The organism is Streptomyces sp. ADI95-17, assembly GCF_003846175.1.
Taxonomy (GTDB): domain Bacteria; phylum Actinomycetota; class Actinomycetes; order Streptomycetales; family Streptomycetaceae; genus Streptomyces; species Streptomyces sanglieri.
In genome coordinates this window covers 510,102-529,715 of record NZ_ML123049.1, presented here as the reverse complement: position 1 = coordinate 529,715, position 19,614 = coordinate 510,102, and the positions used below count along the sequence as shown (strand labels likewise).

19 protein-coding genes are annotated in these 19,614 nt (G+C 72.2%); 13 read left to right on the top strand and 6 right to left on the bottom strand.

The window, feature by feature from the left end; all coding sequences use genetic code 11:
• Nucleotides 1-28 precede the first annotated feature (28 nt).
• The 4 genes from EES42_RS29130 to EES42_RS29115 all read left to right on the top strand — a co-directional run bounded on the left by EES42_RS29130 (nucleotide 29) and on the right by EES42_RS29115 (nucleotide 4,136).
• Entirely contained in the window at nucleotides 29-988 is a 960-nt protein-coding gene (locus tag EES42_RS29130; RefSeq protein ID WP_124721252.1) for a dihydrodipicolinate synthase family protein, read from the top strand.
• Complete coding sequence (locus tag EES42_RS29125) at nucleotides 985-1,959, top strand: ROK family protein (protein ID WP_124721251.1); 975 nt, start codon at nucleotides 985-987, stop codon at nucleotides 1,957-1,959. Before EES42_RS29130 ends, EES42_RS29125 begins: the two co-directional genes overlap by 4 nt.
• Complete coding sequence (locus EES42_RS29120; protein ID WP_124721250.1) at nucleotides 1,956-2,636, top strand: N-acetylmannosamine-6-phosphate 2-epimerase; 681 nt, start codon at nucleotides 1,956-1,958, stop codon at nucleotides 2,634-2,636. The genes EES42_RS29125 and EES42_RS29120 overlap by 4 nt, the downstream gene beginning before the upstream one ends.
• A gap of 63 nt (nucleotides 2,637-2,699) precedes the next feature.
• On the top strand, nucleotides 2,700-4,136 hold the full coding sequence (locus EES42_RS29115; RefSeq protein ID WP_124721249.1) for a sialate:H+ symport family MFS transporter: 1,437 nt from the start codon (nucleotides 2,700-2,702) through the stop codon (nucleotides 4,134-4,136).
• 174 nt (nucleotides 4,137-4,310) lie between these two features.
• Here EES42_RS29115 and EES42_RS29110 read toward each other — a convergent pair whose 3' ends face one another.
• From EES42_RS29110 to EES42_RS29095, 4 genes are all read right to left on the bottom strand, one after another.
• Nucleotides 4,311-4,769 carry a MaoC family dehydratase gene (locus EES42_RS29110; protein WP_124721248.1) on the bottom strand — a complete coding sequence of 153 codons (459 nt, stop codon included), beginning with the start codon at nucleotides 4,767-4,769 and terminating at the stop codon, nucleotides 4,311-4,313.
• A gap of 37 nt (nucleotides 4,770-4,806) precedes the next feature.
• Nucleotides 4,807-6,153: an MFS transporter gene (locus EES42_RS29105; RefSeq protein ID WP_124721247.1), complete on the bottom strand. Its 1,347-nt coding sequence runs from the start codon at nucleotides 6,151-6,153 to the stop codon at nucleotides 4,807-4,809.
• Nucleotides 6,154-6,480: 327 nt separating this feature from the next.
• Nucleotides 6,481-7,710, bottom strand: a complete 1,230-nt coding sequence (locus tag EES42_RS29100; RefSeq protein ID WP_124721246.1) for an acetyl-CoA C-acetyltransferase — start codon at nucleotides 7,708-7,710, stop codon at nucleotides 6,481-6,483.
• Nucleotides 7,711-7,838: 128 nt separating this feature from the next.
• The gene (locus EES42_RS29095; RefSeq protein ID WP_124721245.1) at nucleotides 7,839-8,747 is read right to left on the bottom strand and encodes a LysR family transcriptional regulator; all 909 of its coding nucleotides are present in this window, start codon (nucleotides 8,745-8,747) and stop codon (nucleotides 7,839-7,841) included.
• Nucleotides 8,748-8,951: 204 nt separating this feature from the next.
• On the opposite strand from EES42_RS29095, the gene EES42_RS29090 reads away from it, so the two are divergent.
• The 4 genes from EES42_RS29090 (at nucleotide 8,952) to EES42_RS29075 (ending at nucleotide 12,994) form a co-directional block, all read left to right on the top strand.
• Complete coding sequence (locus EES42_RS29090; RefSeq protein ID WP_124721565.1) at nucleotides 8,952-9,869, top strand: CoA transferase subunit A; 918 nt, start codon at nucleotides 8,952-8,954, stop codon at nucleotides 9,867-9,869.
• 50 nt (nucleotides 9,870-9,919) lie between these two features.
• On the top strand, nucleotides 9,920-10,717 hold the full coding sequence (locus EES42_RS29085; protein ID WP_124721244.1) for a CoA-transferase subunit beta: 798 nt from the start codon (nucleotides 9,920-9,922) through the stop codon (nucleotides 10,715-10,717).
• A gap of 220 nt (nucleotides 10,718-10,937) precedes the next feature.
• Nucleotides 10,938-12,491 (top strand): 3-hydroxyacyl-CoA dehydrogenase, encoded by a 1,554-nt coding sequence (locus tag EES42_RS29080; protein WP_124721243.1) that lies wholly within the window; start codon nucleotides 10,938-10,940, stop codon nucleotides 12,489-12,491.
• Nucleotides 12,492-12,601: 110 nt separating this feature from the next.
• Complete coding sequence (locus EES42_RS29075; protein ID WP_124721242.1) at nucleotides 12,602-12,994, top strand: VOC family protein; 393 nt, start codon at nucleotides 12,602-12,604, stop codon at nucleotides 12,992-12,994.
• A 37-nt stretch (nucleotides 12,995-13,031) separates the two neighbouring features.
• Here the strand turns inward: EES42_RS29075 and EES42_RS29070 are convergent, their stop codons facing one another.
• On the bottom strand, nucleotides 13,032-13,727 hold the full coding sequence (locus tag EES42_RS29070) for a DUF6597 domain-containing transcriptional factor (protein ID WP_124721241.1): 696 nt from the start codon (nucleotides 13,725-13,727) through the stop codon (nucleotides 13,032-13,034).
• A 52-nt stretch (nucleotides 13,728-13,779) separates the two neighbouring features.
• On the opposite strand from EES42_RS29070, the gene EES42_RS29065 reads away from it, so the two are divergent.
• A complete protein-coding gene (locus EES42_RS29065; protein ID WP_241196680.1) occupies nucleotides 13,780-14,214 on the top strand; it encodes a CU044_2847 family protein in 435 nt (144 codons plus the stop codon).
• A gap of 7 nt (nucleotides 14,215-14,221) precedes the next feature.
• Here the strand turns inward: EES42_RS29065 and EES42_RS29060 are convergent, their stop codons facing one another.
• Nucleotides 14,222-15,433 (bottom strand): YihY/virulence factor BrkB family protein, encoded by a 1,212-nt coding sequence (locus EES42_RS29060; RefSeq protein WP_241196641.1) that lies wholly within the window; start codon nucleotides 15,431-15,433, stop codon nucleotides 14,222-14,224.
• Between the two features lie 17 nt (nucleotides 15,434-15,450).
• On the opposite strand from EES42_RS29060, the gene EES42_RS29055 reads away from it, so the two are divergent.
• The 4 genes from EES42_RS29055 (at nucleotide 15,451) to EES42_RS47635 (ending at nucleotide 19,594) form a co-directional block, all read left to right on the top strand.
• Nucleotides 15,451-17,088, top strand: coding sequence for an acyl-CoA dehydrogenase family protein (locus tag EES42_RS29055; protein ID WP_124721240.1), 1,638 nt, complete (start codon nucleotides 15,451-15,453; stop codon nucleotides 17,086-17,088).
• A gap of 254 nt (nucleotides 17,089-17,342) precedes the next feature.
• A complete protein-coding gene (locus tag EES42_RS29050) occupies nucleotides 17,343-18,623 on the top strand; it encodes a GAF domain-containing protein (RefSeq protein WP_241196640.1) in 1,281 nt (426 codons plus the stop codon).
• Between the two features lie 104 nt (nucleotides 18,624-18,727).
• Nucleotides 18,728-19,321, top strand: a complete 594-nt coding sequence (locus tag EES42_RS29045) for a GNAT family N-acetyltransferase (protein WP_124721239.1) — start codon at nucleotides 18,728-18,730, stop codon at nucleotides 19,319-19,321.
• A 189-nt stretch (nucleotides 19,322-19,510) separates the two neighbouring features.
• Nucleotides 19,511-19,594, top strand: coding sequence for a putative leader peptide (locus EES42_RS47635; RefSeq protein ID WP_311203059.1), 84 nt, complete (start codon nucleotides 19,511-19,513; stop codon nucleotides 19,592-19,594).
• The last annotated feature ends 20 nt before the right edge of the window (nucleotides 19,595-19,614 follow it).

The window sequence follows — 19,614 nt, the reverse complement described above, 5'->3', positions numbered from 1 at the left end:
AGCCTCGACCCAACTGGAGCCCGTCACCATGCCCCTGACCTCACCGTTGCACGGCGTCGTCCCGCCGGTCTGCACCCCGCTCGACCCCCGGGGGGAGGTCGACACCGCGTCCCTCGCCCGCCTCGTCGACCACCTCATCGACGGGGGTGTGCACGGGCTGTTCGCGCTCGGGTCCACCAGCGAGGTCGCCTACCTCACCGACGAGCAGCGCGCCACGGCACTGGCGACCGTGGTCGGGGCGACCGACGGCAGGGTTCCGGTGCTGGCCGGTGTCATCGACACCACGACCGCCCGCGTCGTCGAGCACGCCAGGTCGGCCGCCGGGCTCGGCGCGGACGCCCTGGTCGCGACCGCGCCGTTCTACACCCGCACCCACGGCAAGGAGATCGCCCAGCACTTCAGGCGGCTGCGCGCGGCGGTCGACCTGCCGCTGTTCGCGTACGACATCCCGGTCGCCGTGCACAGCAAGCTCTCCCCCGCGCTGGTGCGCGAGCTCGCCGAGGACGGCACGCTGGCCGGCCTCAAGGACAGCAGCGGCGACGAGGGCGGACTGCGCCGGCTGATCGTGGAGCTCGGCGGCCGCGAGGGCCGCGCGGACGGCCCGGCGCCCCGGTTCAGCATCCTCACCGGATCCGAACTCACCGTGGACGCAGCCCTGTTGGCCGGGGCCGACGGTGTGGTGCCCGGCATCGGCAATGTCGACCCGGCCGGATACGTACGGCTCTACGACGCCGCGCGGGCCGGGAACTGGGAGTCGGCCGCCGAGGAGCAGGAGCGGCTGGTGGAGCTGTTCGCCATGGTCGACGTCGGCCCGGAGGCGGACATGGGCCGCAGCTCCTCGGCGCTCGGCTCCTTCAAGGCGGCGCTCCGGCTGCTCGGCGTCATCGCCTGCGGTGACACGGCGTTCCCGCAGATCCAGCTCGGCGCCGAGTCCGTCGCCCTGGTCGCCGAGCGCCTGTGCGCCGCCGGTCTGCCGCCGGTCCGATGAACGACGACCGCTCCCGGCCGTCCGCCGGTGGCACCGGTCGCACGGTGGTCGGGCTCGACCTCGGCGGTACGAAGATCGCCGCCGCCCTGTTCGGCCCGGACGGCGCGGTCCTGGCCCGGCACACCCGGCCCACCCCGGCCCGGAACGGCGCGGCGGCCGTGCTGGACGCGCTCGCCGGGGCGGCCACGGCCGTCGATCCCGGGCGGCTGGCCACGGCGCTCGGCATCGCGGCGGCCGGGGTCGTCGACCCCCGTACCGGCATGGTCACCAGCGCCACCGACTCCATCCTCGGCTGGGCCGGCACCGCACTGGGCGCCGGCCTGGCGGACCGTACCGGATACCCGGTGGCCTGCGACAACGACGTACGCGCCACGGCCGGACCGGAGCTCGCGGCGCTGACCGCGCAGCACCCGGGGCGCGGCTCGCTGCTCTTCGTGGCCGTCGGTACGGGGGTGGGCGGCGCGGTCGCCGTGGACGGGCGGATGCTGCACGGCGCCTCCGGGCTCGCCGGGCACCTCGGCCATCTGTCCAGCCCCGAGGCCGCCGGACTGGCCTGCACCTGCGGCGCGACCGGGCATCTGGAGGTCATCGCCTCCGGGCCCGGCATCGCCGCCCACTACGAGCGGCTGACCGGCGCCCCCGTGGACCGGCTCGAAACCGTCGCCGCCCGCGCCGCCGAGGGCGACGCGGCGGCCGTCCGCGCCATCACCACCGGCGCCGCCGCCACCGGCCGGGTGCTCGGAGGGCTCGCCAACGCGCTGGGGCCCGACCGGGTCGTCGTCGGCGGCGGTGTGCCGCGGATCGGCCCGCTGTACGGGGACGCCCTGGCCGCCGCCCTCACCGCGGAGCTGATGCCGCCGCTGCGCGGGCTCGCGCCCCGGGCGCCGCGGTTCGGCGCCGACGCGGCGGTGCTCGGCGCCGCCGCCCTGACCACCACACTTCCCCTCCACCACCCGGGAGCCCTTCGATGACCGCTCAGGAACTGGCCGACGCCCTGCGGGGCAAGCTGATCGTGTCCTGCCAGGCACCCCCCGGCGACCCGATGCGGGAGACCGGCACGCTCGTCCGGCTCGCCCGGTCGGCCGTCGCCGGAGGCGGCGCCGCGATCCGCGCCAATGAGCCCGAGGTCGTCGCCGCGATCGCCGGGGCCGTGGATCTGCCGGTCATCGGCCTGTGGAAGGACGGCGACGTCGGCGTCTACATCACCCCGACCGTCCGGCACGCCCTGGCATTGGCCGAGGCCGGCGCCGATGTCGTCGCGGCCGACGCCACCGACCGGCCGCGCCCGGACGGCTCCACCTTCGCCGGGCTGGTCGCGGCGGTGCACGGGGCCGGTGCGCTGGTGATGGCCGATGTCTCCACGCTCGCCGAGGGCATCACGGCGGCCGCGCAGGGCGCGGACTTCGTCTCCACCACCCTCTCCGGCTACGTGCCGGGCCCGCCGGATCAGCCCGGCCCCGATCTCGGCCTGGTCACCGCGCTCGCCGCCGCGATCGACGTACCGGTGGTCGCCGAAGGCCGTATCAACACCCCCGAGGACGCCGCCGAAGCCCTGGCACGCGGCGCGCACAGCGTCGTCGTCGGCACCGCCATCACCGCACCCACCGCGCTGACCGCCCGCTTCGTGGCGGCCATCGCCCGGCCCTGACCTGCCCCCACCACGCGGGCCGGCCGCTCAACGACGAGCGCCGTCCCGCACCCTGGAGTCACCGTGCAGACCACATCACCCGCCAAGCTCCGCTGGTACCGAGAAGTGAGCGGCACCCAGTGGAAGTCGTTCCTCGCCGCCTGGATCGGCTATGTCCTCGACGGCTTCGACTTCGTGCTGATCACCCTCGTGCTCACCGAGATCAGTGACGACTTCGGGCTGAGCACGGTGCAGGCCGCCAGCCTGATCTCCGGCGCGTTCATCACCCGCTGGCTGGGCGGTGCGGTGCTCGGCGCCATCGGCGACCGGTACGGCCGCAAGCTCTCCATGGTCCTGAGCATCCTGCTCTACTCGCTGGGCACCTTCGCCTGCGGATTCGCCTGGAACTACCAGAGCCTGTTCGCCGCCCGGCTGGCCATCGGCATGGGCATGGCCGGTGAGTACAGCGCCAGCGCCACGTACGTCATGGAGAGCTGGCCGGCCAGGCTCCGCAGCCGGGCCAGCGGCTTCCTGATCTCCGGGTTCTCGGTCGGTTCGGTGCTCGCCGCACAGGTCTACAACTGGGTGGTGCCCTCGCTCGGCTGGCGGTGGATGTTCTACCTCGGGCTGATACCTATCGCCATCGCGCTGTGGATGCGGCGGGCGCTGCCGGAGGCAGAGGAATGGACGGAGAGCGTCGCGGAGCGGGAGGACAGGCCCAACCCGTTCCGGCCGCTGTTCTCGACCCGGGGCCGGGCCGTGGTCAATACGGTCCTGGTGGTCCTCGCCACCGTCTCGCTCTTCCTGGTCTTCACCCCGGGCGGGGCCGGGACTGTTCCGGTGCTCTCGGTGGTGGCCGGGCTGACGCTCGCCGCGTTCGCCGTGCAGCTGGGCGGGAAGCGCGGCTGGGTGCTCTATCTGTCGATGATCGTGACGCTGTTCTTCGCGTTCCTGTACTCGTGGCCGATCCAGGCGCTGCTGCCCACGTATCTGAAGACCGAACTCGGCTACTCCACCGACCAGGTCACCGACGTCCTGTACTTCGCGGGCTTCGGGACCATGGTCGGCTGCTGGACCGCGGGCTTCCTCGGCGACCGGATCGGGGCGAAGAAGGCGTACGCGCTGACCCTGCTCGCGTCGCTGGCGTTCGTCTACCCGGTCTTCGCCGTGCACGACAACCTGCTGCTGCCCGGCGTCCTGCTGTTCCTGCTCCAGGCGACCAGCTTCGGCATCTCCGGGCTGCTGCCCCGCTACATCGGCGGGCACTTCCCGACCGCGAGCAGGGGTGCCGCGCTCGGCTTCACGTACAACGTGGGGGCGCTGGGCGGTGCGGTGGCCCCGGTGCTGGGGGCGCATCTGGCGTCCGGGATGGATCTGGGGCAGGCGCTGGCCGTGCTGACCTTCGCGGGCACGGTGATCGTGGTGCTGCTGGTCGGGTTCGACGTACCGGCCCGGCTGAACCGGCTCACCGATCCGGACGCCGAGCGGGACCATCTCGCGGTGACGGCGGCGGAGCGGTGACAGTGGCGGGGCGGTGACTGCGGCGAGGCGGTGACAGTGGCGGGGCGGTGACAGTGGCGGGGCGGGACTCGGCCCCGCGTACGACGGCGGCAGGCTGACCTGCCCAGGGACGCGCGTGGGGCGGGCCGGAACAGTGGACGACACTGTTCCGGCCCGCCCGCGCTCACGGCCGTCCTACGGGTAGAAGTGGGTCAGCGACCGGGCCACACAGGCCGGCTTCTCGGACCCTTCGAGCTCGAAGGTGAACGCCCGCGCCATCTCCACACCGCCGCGCGCGACCTCCTTCACCCCGGCGACGGCGGCATGCAGCCGGACCCGGCTGCCGACCGGCACCGGAGCCGGGTAACGGACCCGGTCGAGCCCGTAGTTGAGGGCGCGGCCCACCCCCTCGACCCGGAGCAGCTCGGCGAACATCGGAATACCCCAGCTGAGCACCATGTACCCGTGGGCGATGGTCCGTCCGTACGGGCCGGACGCGGCGCGTTCGACGTCGGTGTGGATCCACTGGTGGTCCCCGGAGACGTCCGCGTAGGCGTCGATGAGTTCCTGGGTGATCTCCTTCCAGTCGGAGTGCCCGAGGTCGCGCCCGTCCAGCGCGAGGATCTCCGGGATGCCGTCAACGGTCAGCGGCATGGCGGCCGTCCTCTCGTCTCTTCTCGTGGGGCGGGGGTCAGACGGCGGCGGTCGCGGTGCGTGCCGCGGCGGCGACGGGCTCGGCGCCCTGCTCGTCGTGGTTGGGGCGCTTGAGCAGCAGGAGCATGCAGCCCAGGGTCAGCGCCACCTGGAAGATGGCGTAGGCGATGACGGCGGTGATCGAGCCGGTGCGGTTGAGCAGGAACTGGCCGATGATCGGGGTCGTGCCGCCGAGCAGCGTCCCGCAGAGCTGGTAGCACAGCGAGATGCCGGTGTAGCGCAGGTGGGCCGGGAAGCGGCTGGCGAGCATGCCGGCCAGGGCCGCGTAGTAGAGGCAGTGCGGGATGGTGGCGACGGCGACGCCGAGCATCGCGAGGCCGTAGTTCTCGGTGCGGATCAGCAGGAACATCACCGGCATCAGGATCAGCTCGGGCACCAGCATCACGGTCACCGCGCGGGACCAGCTCTTCATGCGGGTGGCGATCAGGGCACCGAAGGGCTGGACGATGATCTGGGTGATGTTGGCGACGAGGATGATCGTCAGGAACGAGCTGCGGTCGAAGCTGAGCGCCGAGGTGGCCCAGGACAGGGCGAACGTCGACTTGAAGTAGGTGGCCGACAGCCCGATCGTGCAGGCGCCGATGCCGAGGACGATCAGCATGGGCTGGGTGCGCAGGACCTCGGTCAGCGGAAGCTTGACGACCTCCTTCTTCTCGATGAGCTTCGCCATCGCCGGGGATTCGGCGACCTTCAGCCGGACGAAGAGCCCGACGATGACGAGGGCGGCCGAGAAGAGGAACGGCACCCGCCAGCCCCAGGAGACGAGCGCGGAGTCGGGCAGCCGGCTGATGGCGAGGAAGCTCAGGGTGGAGAGGGTGTTGCCCACCGGCGAGCCCTGCTGGGCGAACGCCCCGTACAGCACCGACTTGCCCTTCGGGGCGTGCTCGGAGGCGATCAGTACGGAACCGCCCCACTCACCGCCCAGGCCGATGCCCTGCACCATGCGGATGGCGACCAGCAGGATCGGCGCGGCTATGCCGATGGAGGCGTAGCTCGGCAGCAGACCGATCGCGGTGGTCGAGATGCCCATCATCAGCAGGGTGATGACCAGGGTCTTCTTGCGGCCCAGGCGGTCGCCGTAGTGGCCGAAGACGATCCCGCCGATGGGCCGGGCGAGGAAGCCGACCCAGAAGGTCGCAAAGGCGACCAGAGTTCCCACCGGGCCGTCCAGCTCGGGGAAGAACACCTTGTCGAAGACGAGCGCGGCCGCCGTCCCGTAGATGTAGAAGTCGAACCATTCGATGGTCGAACCGATGAAAGCACCGAATCCGGCACGGTTTGCGGCTCTTGTGCGCTCTCGTGCGCTGGCGGTGGACGCACTCATGGTGGCTCCCGTGAACGTCATTGATCGAACGGATGGCAGGGGACGAGAAGGCAGGGGACGAGAAGGGGCGTCGCCCGAGACGCCCGTCGCCGCGCGGGGCTGCGTGGAGCTGAGTGGGACCGCGCGGGGCTGTGTAGCGCTGCGCGGGGATGCCTGATGGTGCTCGGGGATGCGTGGGGACGCATCGGTGAAACCGGGGAGGGCCGCGGCGGTGGGGGTGATGGCGTTACGGTGCCAGCCGGGACCTAGAACGGTCCAATACCGAATTACTGGTGCAGTGAGACGTCACGCGTCTCACTGCACCTGTGACATCTCACTGACCGGATCTCAGGCAGCGATCCGCTCGAAGATCGCTGCAAGGCCCTGCCCGCCGCCGATGCACATGGTCTCCAGGCCGTACCGCGCCTCGCGGCGGTGCAGCTCACGGGTGAGCGTGGCGAGGATGCGGGCGCCTGTGGCGCCGACCGGGTGGCCGAGGGAGACGCCGGAGCCGTTGACGTTGATGCGCTGCTCGTGGTCCTTCTCGCCGAGGCCCAGCTCGCGGGTGCAGGCCAGCACCTGGGCGGCGAAGGCCTCGTTGAGCTCGATCAGGTCGAGGTCGGCGAGGGTGAGTCCGGCGCGGTCCAGAGCGGCCCGGGTCGCCGGGACGGGGCCGATGCCCATCGTGGCGGCGGGCACCCCGGCACGGGCGAAGGAGACCAGGCGGACCAGCGGGGTGAGGCCGAGCCGTTCGGCGGTGGCCGCGCTCGTGACCAGGCAGGCGGCGGCCGCGTCGTTCTGGCCGCTGGCGTTGCCCGCGGTGACGGTCGCCTCCGGGTCGGACTTCGCCATGATCGGGCGCAGCGCGGCGAGTTGTTCGGCGGTGGTGTCGGGGCGGGGGTGCTCGTCGGCGGTGACGACCGTCTCGCCCTTGCGGGTGCGTACGGTGACGGGGACGGTCTCGGCGGCGTACCGTCCCTCGGCCGCCGCCCGGCCGGCCCGCTGCTGGGAGCGCAGGGCGAGGGCGTCCTGGTCGGCGCGGCTGATGCCGTATTCGCGCCGGAGGTTCTCGGCGGTCTCGATCATGCCGCCCGGTACGGGGTGGTTGACGCCGCCCGCGGTGACCCTGCCCCGGGCCAGCGAGTCGTGGAGCTGGAGGCCGGGGCCCTTGATGCCCCAGCGGCCGTCGTGGGTGTAGTACGGGGCGGCGCTCATCACGTCGACTCCGCCGGCGATCACGACCTCGCTGAAGCCGGCCCGGATCTGCATCGCCGCGTCGAGCACGGCCTGGAGGCCCGAGCCGCAGCGGCGGTCGACCTGGGAACCGGTGACGGTCTGGGGCAGCCCGGCGTCGAGGGCGGCGACCCGGCCGATGGCGGGGGCCTCGGCGGACGGGTAGGAGTGGCCGAGGATCACCTCGTCGACGGCGGCGGGGTCGATACCGGTACGGGCCACGACCTCGGCGATGACGCGTGCGGCGAGTACGGCCGGCGTCTGCTGCGCGAACACCCCGCCGAACCGGCCGATGGGGGTACGCAGTGGTTCACAGATGACGACATCGAGCTGCTGGTCGGGCACGGCGTGACCTTTCGGTGGCGAGGGCGTTTGCCGCCGACCCTTGCACCCGGCGACTGAGTCGGTCCAATATCCAGTTCGCCCTGGTTCAAGACGTGGCGCGTCTCAATGCGGCGTCGGCCTGCGGTGGTTCACCCCTCGGCCGGGCCCGTCGGCGTGGGCAGGGCGTCCTCCGCCACGGCGAGTACCGCCCGCAGCGCGGCGGAAGGGTTGTCGGCCCGCCAGGCCAGCGCCGCCTGGAGCCGGATCGGCGGGCCGGAAAGGGGCCGGTAGACGAGTCCGTTCTGCTGGATGTGCTGGACGGAGGTGACGGTGAGCGTGACGCCGACGCCCGCGGCGACCAGCGCCAGGATGGTGTACGAGTCGGGCGCCTCCTGGACGACCCGGGGGTTGAATCCGGCGGCCTCGCAGGCCCCGACCATCGCGTCGCGCACCGTGGAGCCGGTGTTGGCGGGGAAGGAGACGAAGGGCTCCTCGGCCAGGACGTCGATGGGGACGCTCTCCAGCCGGGCGAGTCGGTGGTCGAAGGGCAGCGCGCAGACCAGCTCCTCCTCGTCGATCACCCGGTACGCCACTCCCGGCTGGGTCACCGGCAGCCGGACGAAGCCCAGGTCGAGCGAGCCGTCGGCGACCCGGTCCAGGGCGACATTGGCGTAGGTCTGGCCTCTCATGACCAGTTCGAGGGCGGGGTGGGCGGCGCGCACGGCCCTGGTGAGGTGCGGCAGCGTCTCGTGGCTGGAGGCGCCCGCGAAGCCGATGGTGACCCGGCCGTACTCGCCGCGGCCCGCCGCCTTCGCGGCGCGCACCGCGGTGTCCAGGTCGTCCAGGACGGTGCGGACCGGCTGGAGGAAGGACTCCCCCGCGCTGGTGAGCCGCACCGACCGGGTGTTGCGTTCGAAGAGCTGGACGCCCAGCTCCTTCTCCAGCTGGCGGATCTGCTGGCTCAGCGGCGGCTGGGCCATCTGCAGGCGCTTCGCCGCCCGTCCGAAGTGCAGCTCCTCGGCCACGGCGACGAACGCGGACAGATGACGCAGCTCCATGCGCGCTTCCCTTCGGTTTCGATCACCGGCCGTCGCCGGCCGGACCCACTGATCCGATTCATTAGTCAGACGTCTTGATGCGACCTTAATTTGGTATTGGACAGCAATCAATAGCCGCTGACACGGTGGGGCGACGCGTATACCAGGACGCGCAAGCAGAGCCGGAGGAGCACCGTGGCCACGACGGACCGGAAAGACAAGACGATGTCGATGAAGGCGGCGATAGCCGCCTTCGTCCACGACGGCGGCACCGTCTGTCTCGAAGGCTTCACCCATCTCGTCCCGACCGCCGCAGGTCACGAGATCATCCGTCAGGGCCGCCGGGACCTCACCGTGGTCCGGATGACCGCGGACATCGTGGTGGACCAGATGATCGCCGCGGGCTGTGTCTCGCGGCTGGTCTCCTCCTTCGTCGGAAACTCCTCCGCCGGATCGCTCGGCGAGCTGCGCCGCCGCATCGAGACCGGCGAGCCCGCGCCGCTCGCCTTCGAGGAGTACAGCCACTACGGGATGATCTGCCGCTACCTGGCCGGCGCGCAGCGACTGCCGTTCCACCCGTTGCGCAGTTACGGCGGAAGCGACCTGCCGTCCGTCAACAGCGGTCTGCGCAAGGTCACTTCGCCCTACCCCGGTCCGGACGGCGAGCCCGAGCAGATCTACGTCGTACCGCCGGTCAACCCGGACGTGACGATCATCCACGCCCAGCGCGCCGACCGCAGCGGCAACACCCAGATGTGGGGCCTGACCGGCATCCAGGCCGAGGCGGTGTACGCGGCCGAGAAGGCGATCGTCGTCGTGGAGGAGATCGTCGACGACGAGGTGATCCGCTCGGACCCGAACCGTACGCTCGTCCCCGCCCACGCGGTCGACGCGGTCGTCGTCTGCCCGCGCGGCGCCCACCCCTCCTTCGCGCAGGGGTACTACGACCGGGACAACGCCTTCTACCGCGCCTGGTCGCACATCAGCAAGGATCCGCAGCGGCTCCAGGACTGGCTGGCGGAATGGGTGCTGGGGACGGCCGACCACGCGGAGTACGTCGACAGGCTCGGCGAGGAGTTCTGGGCGGGCCTGGCGGTCGGCGAGGCGCTGAGCCTGCCCGTGAACTACGGGCGGCGGCTGTGAACGGGCGGACCGCACGGCCGACGGAAACGGAACGGGAGAGGGAACGCCCCATGACGACGACCACGACGACCACGACCACCACCGCACCGGACGCCATCACCTCCTCGGAGCTGCTCTCCGTCGTCGCCTCCCGCGAACTGGCCGCGCGCCGCACCGTGTTCGCCGGCATCGGACTGCCGACGCTCGCCACCGAGCTGGCCCATCTGACGGTCGCCCCGGAGATCGAGGTCGTATACGAGTCCGGGGTCTGCGGCGCGCACCCCTCGCACCTGCCGGAGACCATCGCCGACGCGGTCCTGATCACCGGCGCCGAGGCGGTGCTGTCGATGCCCGCGCTCTTCGGCTGCGTCCTGCAGGGCGGCCATATCGACGTGGGGTTCCTGGGCGCCGCGCAGATCGACCGGTGGGGCAACCTCAACACCTCCGTGATCGGTGACTGGGACAGCCCCTCGGTCCGGCTGCCCGGCTCCGGCGGCGGCATCGAGGTGATGGCCAACTCCCGCGAGGTCTTCGTGGTGATGCGCCGCCACAACCCACGCTCCTTCACCGGGAACCTGGACTTCTGCACCACGCCCGGCCCCGACCGGGCACTGGCCGAGGGCATCCGGCCACTGGGCGCCGGAGTCACCCGGGTCATCACCGAACTGGGCATCCTGGCCCGCGCGGGCGTCGGCGAGGAGCTCCGCCTGGTCGCCGTCCACCCCGGCGTCACCGTCGAACAGGTACGGGCGGCCACCGGCTGGGACCTGAAGGTGGCCGACACGGTCGACACGGTCCCGCCGCCGACCGCGGCCGAACTCCGGCTGCTGCGTGAGGACGTGGACCCGGGCCGCGTCTATCTTCGCTGAGACGGATCACGTGTCGCACCCGTTCGCTTGGACGGGGCATATGTCACACCCGTCGGCCTGGACAGGTCACATGTCACACCCGCCAACCCGGACGGATCACATGTCACACCCGCCAGCCTGGACAGGTCACATGTCACACCCGCCAGCCTGGACAGGTCACATGTCACACCCGCCAGCCCAGACAGGTCACATGTCACACCGCGAGAGGACCGCAACCGCCATGCGTATCAGGATCGTCGGCGCCGGGGCCATGGGCCGCGGCATCGCCCAGTGGGCGGCGACCGCCGGACACACCGTCGAGCTGTGCGATGTGCGCACGGAGGCCGTGACGGCCGCCGTGGACTTCGTACGGTCGATGCTCGAACGGGCCGTCCAGAAGGGCCGGATGTCCGCCGAGGACAGCGCCGCCACCCTGGAGCGGCTGGTCCCGCTCGACGACCCGTGGGCGCAGGGCCCGGACGTGGAGCTGGTCGTCGAGGCCGTGCGGGAGGACCTCGACACCAAGACGGAGGTGTTCGGCCGGCTGGAGAAGGCGCTGCCCGCGACGGCCGTCTTCGCGACCAACACCTCGTCCCTGTCGGTCACCCGGATCGCCGCGGCGCTGGAGGACCCGACGCGCCTGGCCGGGCTGCACTTCTTCAACCCGGTGCCGCTGATGAAGATCGTCGAGATCGTGCCCGGCGCCGCCACCCGCCCGGAGATCCCGCCGGCCCTCACCGCACTCGTCGAGAGCTGCGGCCATCGCGCGGTCACCGTCGCCGACACCCCCGGCTTCCTCGTCAACCACGCCGGGCGCGGGCTGGTGACCGAGGCGCTCGCGCTGCTGGAGGAGACGGCCGGCGATCCGGCGGACATCGACCGGATCGCCCGTGACGTACTGGGCCTGCGGATGGGCCCGTTCGAGCTGATGGACCTCACCGGCCTGGATGTGACGGCCGCGGTGATCGACTCGATCTGGCTGGGCTTCCGTCACGCGGACCGGCTCCGCCCCTCCTACCTCACCCCGAACCGGGTGGCGGCCGGGCTGCAGGGCCGCAAGACCGGGCGCGGTTGGTACGCGTACGGCCCCGAGGCCCCCGCCCCCGCTCCGGAGCCGCCGGTCACCGGCGACGCGGACCGCCCGGTGTTCGTGCACGGCACGGAGGGGCAGGAGCGGGACGCGGCCGCGCTGCGGACCGCGCTGACCGCCGCGGGCGCCGTCGTCGAGACCGGCGACGGGCCGTCCGCCGACGCCCTGGTGCTGGTTCCGGTCTGGGGCACCACGGTGGCCGCCGCGGTCGCCGGACACGGGCTGCCCGCGGGGCGCGCCTTCGGCGTGGACCCGCTGGCCGCGGCCGGCCGGCGCCGGGTGCTGGCCGTGACCCCGGCGACGGACCCGGCCGCCGCGCGTGACGCCCGCGCGGTGCTGGCCCGCGCGGCACAGGGCGAGGAGCCGTGGGCGGTGTCGGTGGTGCGGGACACGGCGGGCTCGGTCGCCCAGCGGCTGCTCGCCTCGATCGTTTCGGTCGCGGCAGGGATCGCGGAGCGCTCCATCGCCGCTCCCGCCGATATCGACCTGGCCGTCACCGCCGGGCTCGGCTACCCCGTCGGCCCGCTGGCCTGGGGCGACCGGATCGGCGCGGACCGGATGCTGGAGCTGCACCGGGCCCTGCACCGCACGACGGGCGATCCGCGCCATCGCCCGAGCCGCTGGGTCACCGAACGCGCCCAGCTCGGTCTCGCACTGACGGACCCGGGCACGTCGCCCGCCGACTGCGCGGCCGACGCCCCGTAGGCGCGGTGGCGAACGGGTGCTGCCGGGTTCCCCCGGCAGCACCCGCCCCGCGTACCGGCCATGTCCGTTTCGTACAAGACCCGCGCCGGGGTCCGGCATACGGTCGGAGCATGACTCCACGCATGGACGCGATCGGCATCGTCACGGCGGATCTGGCCGGATCGCTCACCTTCTACCGCCGGCTCGGCCTCGACATCCCAGCCGGAGCGGAATCCGCACCCCATGTCGAAGTGACACTCCCGGGCGGACAGCGGCTGCTGTGGGACACCGAGGAGGTCGTGCGCTCGTTCGACCCCGGATGGACCGCGCCGACCGGCGGGGACCGTCTCTCACTGGCCTTCCTGTGCGACAGCCCGGCGGAGGTGGACGCGGTGTACGACGACCTGACCGGCGCGGGGTACCGGGGGCATCTGAAGCCGTGGGACGCGGTGTGGGGGCAGCGTTACGCGACGGTCCTCGACCCGGACGGCTGCGCGGTGTCGTTGTTCGCCGCCAACGGCTGAGGCGACAGACCTCGACGGCTGGAACCTGGCCCCGGGCCTAGCGGGCCAGGTGGGCGGTCAGGGTGGTACCGGCCAGGTCGCGCATCTCCCGGGCGAGATGGGCCTGGTCGGTGCAGCCCGCCTCGACCGCCGCCTCGGCGTACGGCGTCCCGGACCGGGCGAGGGCCAGCGCGCGCTGCAGGCGCAGGACCCGGGCGAGCGTCTTCGGCCCGTAGCCGAAGGCCGCGAGCGAACGGCGGTGCAGCTGGCGGGCGCCCAGACCGGCCCGGTGTGCGGTGTCCGCGACGGACCATCCGGCGTCGAGCCGGCCGGCGACGTACCGCATCAGCGGGTCCGGCGGTGCGGTCCCGGCCGCCCGGCGCAGCGCGATGTCCTCCAGTGCGGCAGCCGGGTCGCGGGCCTCGGCGAGCTGCTCGGTGAGTACCCGCACCCGGTCTCCCGGCCACAGGTCCGAGAGTTCGACGCGGCGGTCGCGCAGTTCGTCCGCCGCCACCCCGAGCAGCGCGGGGGCCGTGCCGGGCGCGAACCGGATGCCGGCGCACCGTCCGCCGGCCGGGGCGGACGGCGTCGCGGCGCGGGTGTCGGGGCCCGCGACGAGCAGCCGTCCACCGATCCAGAGCAGGTCCATGCAGCCGTCGGGCAGCACCGGACGGACCGATCCCTCCGGCATGCTCAGCGTCCAGACGATCGCGCCCTCGAACCGCGACGTCCGCTCTTCGTACCTGTCGCCCATGCCTCACACGCTAATCTCGTCGGCGAACGGAATCAGCTTCCCGGGGACGGTCATGACGGCACTGATGGAGTTCACCACCGAGAGCGGCGCGACGGTCACGGTCGAGGTCGACCGGCACACGCAGGGCGCGCAGCTGGTGGCGCTGGGCGACGACAACACCCTGGCCAGAGCCGGGCGTACGTTCGACAGTGCGCTGACGGGGATCCGGTCGGCGGCGGAGTCCGCCCTGGCGGTGTTCCGGGACGGCGCCCTGAAGCCGGACGGGGTGGAGCTGGAATTCGGGGTGAAGATCACGGCGGAGGCCGGCGCGGTGATCGCCAAGAGCGCGGTCGAGGGGCATCTGACGGTCAAGCTGTCCTGGTCCCCCGGCGCGACACCGGCGGCGCCCGCTACTCCGCCGGTACCTGCGGCTCCGGCGGATCCGACCGTTCCGGCGCCCTCGCCCGCGGCGCCCGCACCTGTGCCCGCACCCGCGCCCGCGCCGTAGGAGCCGCTCAGTCGCCGGACTCCTCGTCCCGTTTCTCCGGGTCCGGCTTCTCCGGGTCCGGCTTTTCCAGCTCCTTGTCGCGGCTCGGTTGGAGCCTGGACTTCACGTCGTCCGGCGGCAGGAACTTCGACCAGCGCTCCGGGAACTCTGAGGGCATGTAGGGGCTGTCGCCGACGTCGCTCCCGTCGTCGTCATCGTCATCGTCGTCGTCCCAGTACTCCTGGTTCTCCGCCTGCGTCCGGGCGACCAGCTCCGCCGCCTGGGCCGCCCGTACCCGGTCGTTCGCCGCACGGGCGGCGGCGGTCGCCAGCGAGGGCCAGACCCGGTCGATGGCCGCGTTCACCGCCGCGCCGACCAGGACCGCGAACGCGGAGATGCCGATCCACAGCAGCACGGCGATCGGGGCCGCCAACGAGCCGTAGATCGTGGGGCCCTCGACCGTACTGGTGAGGTAGATCCGGAGCAGGAAGCTGCCGAGCACCCACATCGCCAGTGCGACCAGCGCGCCCGGCATGTCCTCGATCCACGGCGAACGGACCGGCACCGACACGTGGTAGAGCGTCGTCAGGAACGCGATCGACAGCAGGATCACCAGCGGCCAGTAAAGGACGCTTATGAGCTCGGTGCCCCAGGGTACGAACTCCACGACCCGGTCGGGGCCGACGACCAGCAGCGGGAGCACGACGGCGCCGAGCAGCAGCGCGACGACGTACAGCAGGAAGGCGAGCAGCCGCGTCTTGACGATGCCGCGCTGGCCGTCGAGGCCGTACATCACGGTGATCGTGTCGATGAAGACATTGACCGCGCGGGAGCCCGACCAGAGCGCGATCGCGAAGCCGATCGAGATGACGTCGGGCCGGGCGCCGGTGGAGACGTCCGCCAGCAGCGGCTTGGCGAAGTCGTTGACGCCCCGCTCGCTGAGCACGGTCTGCGCGGCGTTGAGGATGTTGCGCTCGATGGAGGCGACCGTGGTGGTGCTGGTCCACTCGTCGACGTATCCGAGCAGTCCGATCAGGCCGAGGAGCAGGGGTGGCAGGGACAGCAGGGTGAAGAACGCCGCCTCGGCGGCGAGCCCGAGAATGCGGTACTCCATGCACGAGTTGACGGTGTCCTTGAGCAACCGCCAGGCCATCTGCCGCTTGGATACGTTGCGGTAGAGGACTCGGGCCCGGTGGAGCCGGCCCGGTGGCCGCTCGGGTGTTTCATTTGCTGCCTGCACATCCTTACCGTATCGGCATGGCAGCCACCACCCACACCGTGTCCAACCAGGTACCGCCGCTGACCGGCTACGACGTCTTCGGCACCGACCGGGCACTCACCGAGGCCGTGCAACGTCACACGCCACCCGAACTACTGGCCGAAGTCCGGGGCGAACTAGGTGAGCTGGGCCGCGCCGCGGGCTCCGCCCAGGTACAGGAGTGGGGTGCGCAGGCGAACGCGAATCCGCCGGTGCTGCGTTCGCACGACCGGTACGGGCATCGGATCGACGAGGTCGAGTTCCATCCGGCCTGGCACCGGCTGCTCGGCCACGCGGTCGGCGCGGGCCTGACCGGTGCCTGGGGCCGGCCCGCCGGCCATCTGCGGCGGGCGGCCGGTCTTCTGGTGTGGACGCAGCCCGAGGCGGGGCACGGCTGCCCGCTGTCGATGACGCACGCGGCGGTGCCCGCGCTGCGCACCGATCCGGAGCTGGCCGCCGAGTGGGAGCCGCTGCTCACCTCTGCGGTGTACGAGCAGGGGCTGCGGCCCGCCGCGCGGAAGGCCGGTGCGCTCCTCGGGATGGGGATGACGGAGAAGCAGGGCGGCACGGACGTGCAGGCGAACACGACCCGGGCCGAGCCGCTGGCCGCGGCGGGCGAGTATCTGCTCACCGGGCACAAGTGGTTCTGTTCGGCGCCCATGTCCGACGGCTTCCTGGTGCTGGCGCAGGCGCCCGGCGGTCTGACGTGCTTTCTGCTGCCCCGGGTGCTGCCCGACGGCACCCGCAACCCGTTCGCGATCCAGCGGCTCAAGGACAAGCTGGGCAACCGGTCGAACGCCTCGGCCGAGGTCGAGTTCGACGGCAGCTGGGCGCGCCGGGTCGGTGAGGAGGGGCGCGGGGTGCGCACCATCATCGAGATGGTGGCGGCGACCCGGCTGGACTGTGTGGTCGGTTCCGCGGCGCTGATGCGGCAGGCGGTGGCGCAGGCGATCCACCACTGCACGTACCGCAGCGCGTTCGGCGGGGTGCTGGTCGAGAAGCCGCTGATGCGCAATGTGCTGGCCGATCTGGCGCTGGAGTCGGAGGCCGCGACGGTGCTGGCGATGCGGCTGGCGGCGGCGTACGACGACGGGTCGGAGAGCGAGCGGGCCTTCCTGCGGATCGCGGTGCCCGCGGCGAAGTACTGGGTGACCAAGCGGTGTACGCCGGTGGTGGGCGAGGCGCTGGAGTGTCTGGGCGGCAACGGTTACGTCGAGGAGTCCGGGCTGCCCCGGCTGCTGCGCGAGGCGCCGCTCAACTCCATCTGGGAGGGCGCCGGGAACGTACAGGCGCTGGATGTGCTCCGGGCGCTGCAGCGTGAGCCGATGGCGCTGAACGCGTTCCTCCAGGAGGTCGGCAGGGCGCGCGGGGCCGATCACCGGCTGGACCGGGCGATCAGGGACATGCTGACGGAGCTGGCCGATCTGGACGGGATCGAGGCGCGGGCCCGCCGTCTCGCGGAGCGGATGGCGCTGGTGCTCCAGGGGTCGCTGCTGGTGCGGTGGGCGCCGCCGGAGGTGGCCGACGCGTTCTGCGCGTCACGGCTGGGCGGGGATCGGGGCGCGGCCTTCGGGACGCTGCCGCACACGCTCGATCTGGCGTCGGTCGTCGAACGGGCGCGGCCCGTCGCACACTGAGAGCCGCCCCGTGGGCAGCATCGGAGGGTGGTGCTGCGCCGACACGGCACCACCCTCCATGCTGTGCACACCGGACGATGGAACACGGGCTCCGCCGCGCGGTGTTCCACCACTCTCGTACGGACCCGCCCCCTCTCGCCAGAGTTGCAAAGGGTTGCAACCATTGTGCGGAGTGCGCGGTACCGGGCCCCTCGCGGCGGCAGGATGGGGCCGTGGATCGTCGAGTCGGCCCTGGCATGTGGGGGGAAACGAGAGTGGAGACCAGCGCCTCCGGGGTGCCCCGGCCTGCTGTCCCGCAGACCGCGGGGGCCACCCGTGCGATTCACCGGGCCAGGGAGGCCGCGCTGGCCGGTGGCCGCCCGGCGGTCGCCCCGCGGGCCGAGATCGGTGCCTCGTGGGACCGGGTGCTGCGCAGCGGCATCGACCCGGACCAGTCGACCGAGAGCCTGCTGCTCGATGTGGACGAGATCGAGCACCGGCGCCGGAGCTCGACGCTGGGCGAGGTGATGCCGCTGCTGGACGACGGTCTGGTCGCCCTGGCGGACGCCGCCCAGCAGATCGTGGTGGTCACCGATGTGGAGTGCCGGGTGCTGTGGCGCCGGGGCAACGCGGGGGTGCTGCGCCGGGCGGACGACGTCTGTCTGGCGGAGGGCGCGGCCTGGGCGGAGGAGAGCACGGGGACGAACGCGATCGGTACGGCGCTGGTCTCCCGTGTCCCGGTGCAGGTCCATTCCTCGGAGCACTTCGTCCGCACGCTGCACAACTGGACGTGTGCGGCGGCCCCGGTCCGTGACCCGCGCGACGGGAAGATGATGGGCATCGTCGACATGAGCGGCCCCGCTTCCACGTTTCATCCGACGACGCTCGCCCTGGTCAGTTCGGTCGCCAGGCTGGCGGAGAGCGAGATCAGGAACCGGCATCTGCAGGCGATCGACCGGCTGCGCTCGGTGGCGGCGCCGCTGGTGTGCCGGCTGGGCGGCCGGGCCCTGGCGGTGGACACCCACGGCTGGCTGGCCGCGGTGACCGGGATGCCGCCGGTCGACCGGCTGCCGCTGCCCAAGTCGTTACGTCCGGGCCGGGTGTGGCTGCCGTCTCTCGGCATGTGCCGGGTCGAGCCGCTGCCGGGCGGCTGGCTGATCCAGGTCTCGGAGGGGCCTTCGGACGGGGCGCCGCAGCGGGTGGTGCTGGATCTGAGCCGGCCGCGCGGTCTCACGGTCAATGTGGTGGGTGCGGTGGGCACCTGGACGCAGCGGCTCTCGCCGCGCCACGCGGAGCTGCTGTACGCCCTGGCGCTGCATCCGGAGGGGCGTACGGCGTCCGAGCTGGCGCAGGACATCTTCGGCGACGCGACCCGGACGGTGACGGTGCGGGCGGAGATCTCCCGGATGCGCCGCCATCTCGCCCAGGTGCTCGCGCACCGCCCGTACCGCTTCGGTGAGGACGTCGAGGTGGAGGTGATCCACCCGGAACAGCCGGCCGATCTGCTGCCGCACTCGACGGCTCCGGTGGTGGTCAGGGCACGCACGCCCGGCTGAGGGCCGTCGCGTTCCGGATCCGGTCCCGTTCGGTCCGCGGGCTCGCTGTCCGTGGATCGGGACCGGCTTTGGCTCAGGCGGCGGGGCGTGGTTCCCTGGCAGCCATGAGCAACCCCGTACCCAGCGCTGCCGCCACCACCGAAGTGACCATATGGTCCCTGGAACAGACCTCCCCCGACGATCTGCGGCCCGCCGCGGCCCCGGAGGGCGATGTGCGGATCGTGCGGTCCGAGATTCCGCTTCCCGAGTTCAGCCGGTTCCTCTATACGGCGGTCGGCGGCGACATCCGGTGGACGGACCGGCTCGGTATGACGTACGCGCAGTGGCAGGAGGCCCTGGACCGGCAGGGGGCCGAGACCTGGGTGGCGTACGAGAACGGCACCCCGGCGGGTTACCTGGAGCTGGACCCGCAGGACGAGGGCGCGGTCGAGATCATGTACTTCGGGCTGATTCCGGCCTTCCGGGGGCGCCGGATCGGCGGTCATCTCCTCTCGTACGGGGTCGCCCGCGCCTGGGACCTGGCGGAGCGCTGGCCGGAGCGGACGCCGACGAAGCGGGTGTGGCTGCACACCTGCTCCAAGGACGGCCCGCACGCCATGGACAACTATCTGCGGCGCGGCTTCCGGCTCTTCGACACGAAGGTGGAGCTGGAGCCGGAGGTGGAGACGCCGGGTCCGTGGCCGGGCTCCGGGCGGTAGCACGGCGGAGGGCCACCCTCCGCCTTCGGTGACATGTAGGTGACATGCAGGGGGATTGCGGCCATTACGGGCAGGCCGGTCCGGGCCGCTCCAGTGACGAGCACCACACCATCTCGCATAGCGGGACACTCTCGTCCACATCTTGGATAGTGGTGGACTGGCCCGAGATTCGCGTGCCACGCTTCCGTCATGTCTGGAACTGGAATTGCCTTGGTGAGTCGACGCCACGTCGACCTCGGCCGCGTGTCCAGCGCCATCTGTCCGGCGAGCTGAGAGTCCCAGCACCGCCGCGA

Bases quoted from the DNA above. Each gene is read 5' to 3' on its own strand.
- EES42_RS29130 (WP_124721252.1), top strand. From the start codon at position 29: ATGCCCCTGACCTCACCGTTGCACGGCGTCGTCCCGCCGGTCTGCACC.
- EES42_RS29125 (WP_124721251.1), top strand. From the start codon at position 985: ATGAACGACGACCGCTCCCGGCCGTCCGCCGGTGGCACCGGTCGCACG.
- EES42_RS29120 (WP_124721250.1), top strand. From the start codon at position 1,956: ATGACCGCTCAGGAACTGGCCGACGCCCTGCGGGGCAAGCTGATCGTG.
- EES42_RS29110 (WP_124721248.1), bottom strand. From the start codon at position 4,769: ATGCCGCTGACCGTTGACGGCATCCCGGAGATCCTCGCGCTGGACGGG.
- EES42_RS29105 (WP_124721247.1), bottom strand. From the start codon at position 6,153: ATGAGTGCGTCCACCGCCAGCGCACGAGAGCGCACAAGAGCCGCAAAC.
- EES42_RS29095 (WP_124721245.1), bottom strand. From the start codon at position 8,747: ATGGAGCTGCGTCATCTGTCCGCGTTCGTCGCCGTGGCCGAGGAGCTG.
- EES42_RS29090 (WP_124721565.1), top strand. From the start codon at position 8,952: ATGTCGATGAAGGCGGCGATAGCCGCCTTCGTCCACGACGGCGGCACC.
- EES42_RS29085 (WP_124721244.1), top strand. From the start codon at position 9,920: ATGACGACGACCACGACGACCACGACCACCACCGCACCGGACGCCATC.
- EES42_RS29080 (WP_124721243.1), top strand. From the start codon at position 10,938: ATGCGTATCAGGATCGTCGGCGCCGGGGCCATGGGCCGCGGCATCGCC.
- EES42_RS29075 (WP_124721242.1), top strand. From the start codon at position 12,602: ATGACTCCACGCATGGACGCGATCGGCATCGTCACGGCGGATCTGGCC.
- EES42_RS29070 (WP_124721241.1), bottom strand. From the start codon at position 13,727: ATGGGCGACAGGTACGAAGAGCGGACGTCGCGGTTCGAGGGCGCGATC.
- EES42_RS29065 (WP_241196680.1), top strand. From the start codon at position 13,780: ATGACGGCACTGATGGAGTTCACCACCGAGAGCGGCGCGACGGTCACG.
- EES42_RS29055 (WP_124721240.1), top strand. From the start codon at position 15,451: ATGGCAGCCACCACCCACACCGTGTCCAACCAGGTACCGCCGCTGACC.
- EES42_RS29045 (WP_124721239.1), top strand. From the start codon at position 18,728: ATGAGCAACCCCGTACCCAGCGCTGCCGCCACCACCGAAGTGACCATA.
- EES42_RS47635 (WP_311203059.1), top strand. From the start codon at position 19,511: ATGTCTGGAACTGGAATTGCCTTGGTGAGTCGACGCCACGTCGACCTC.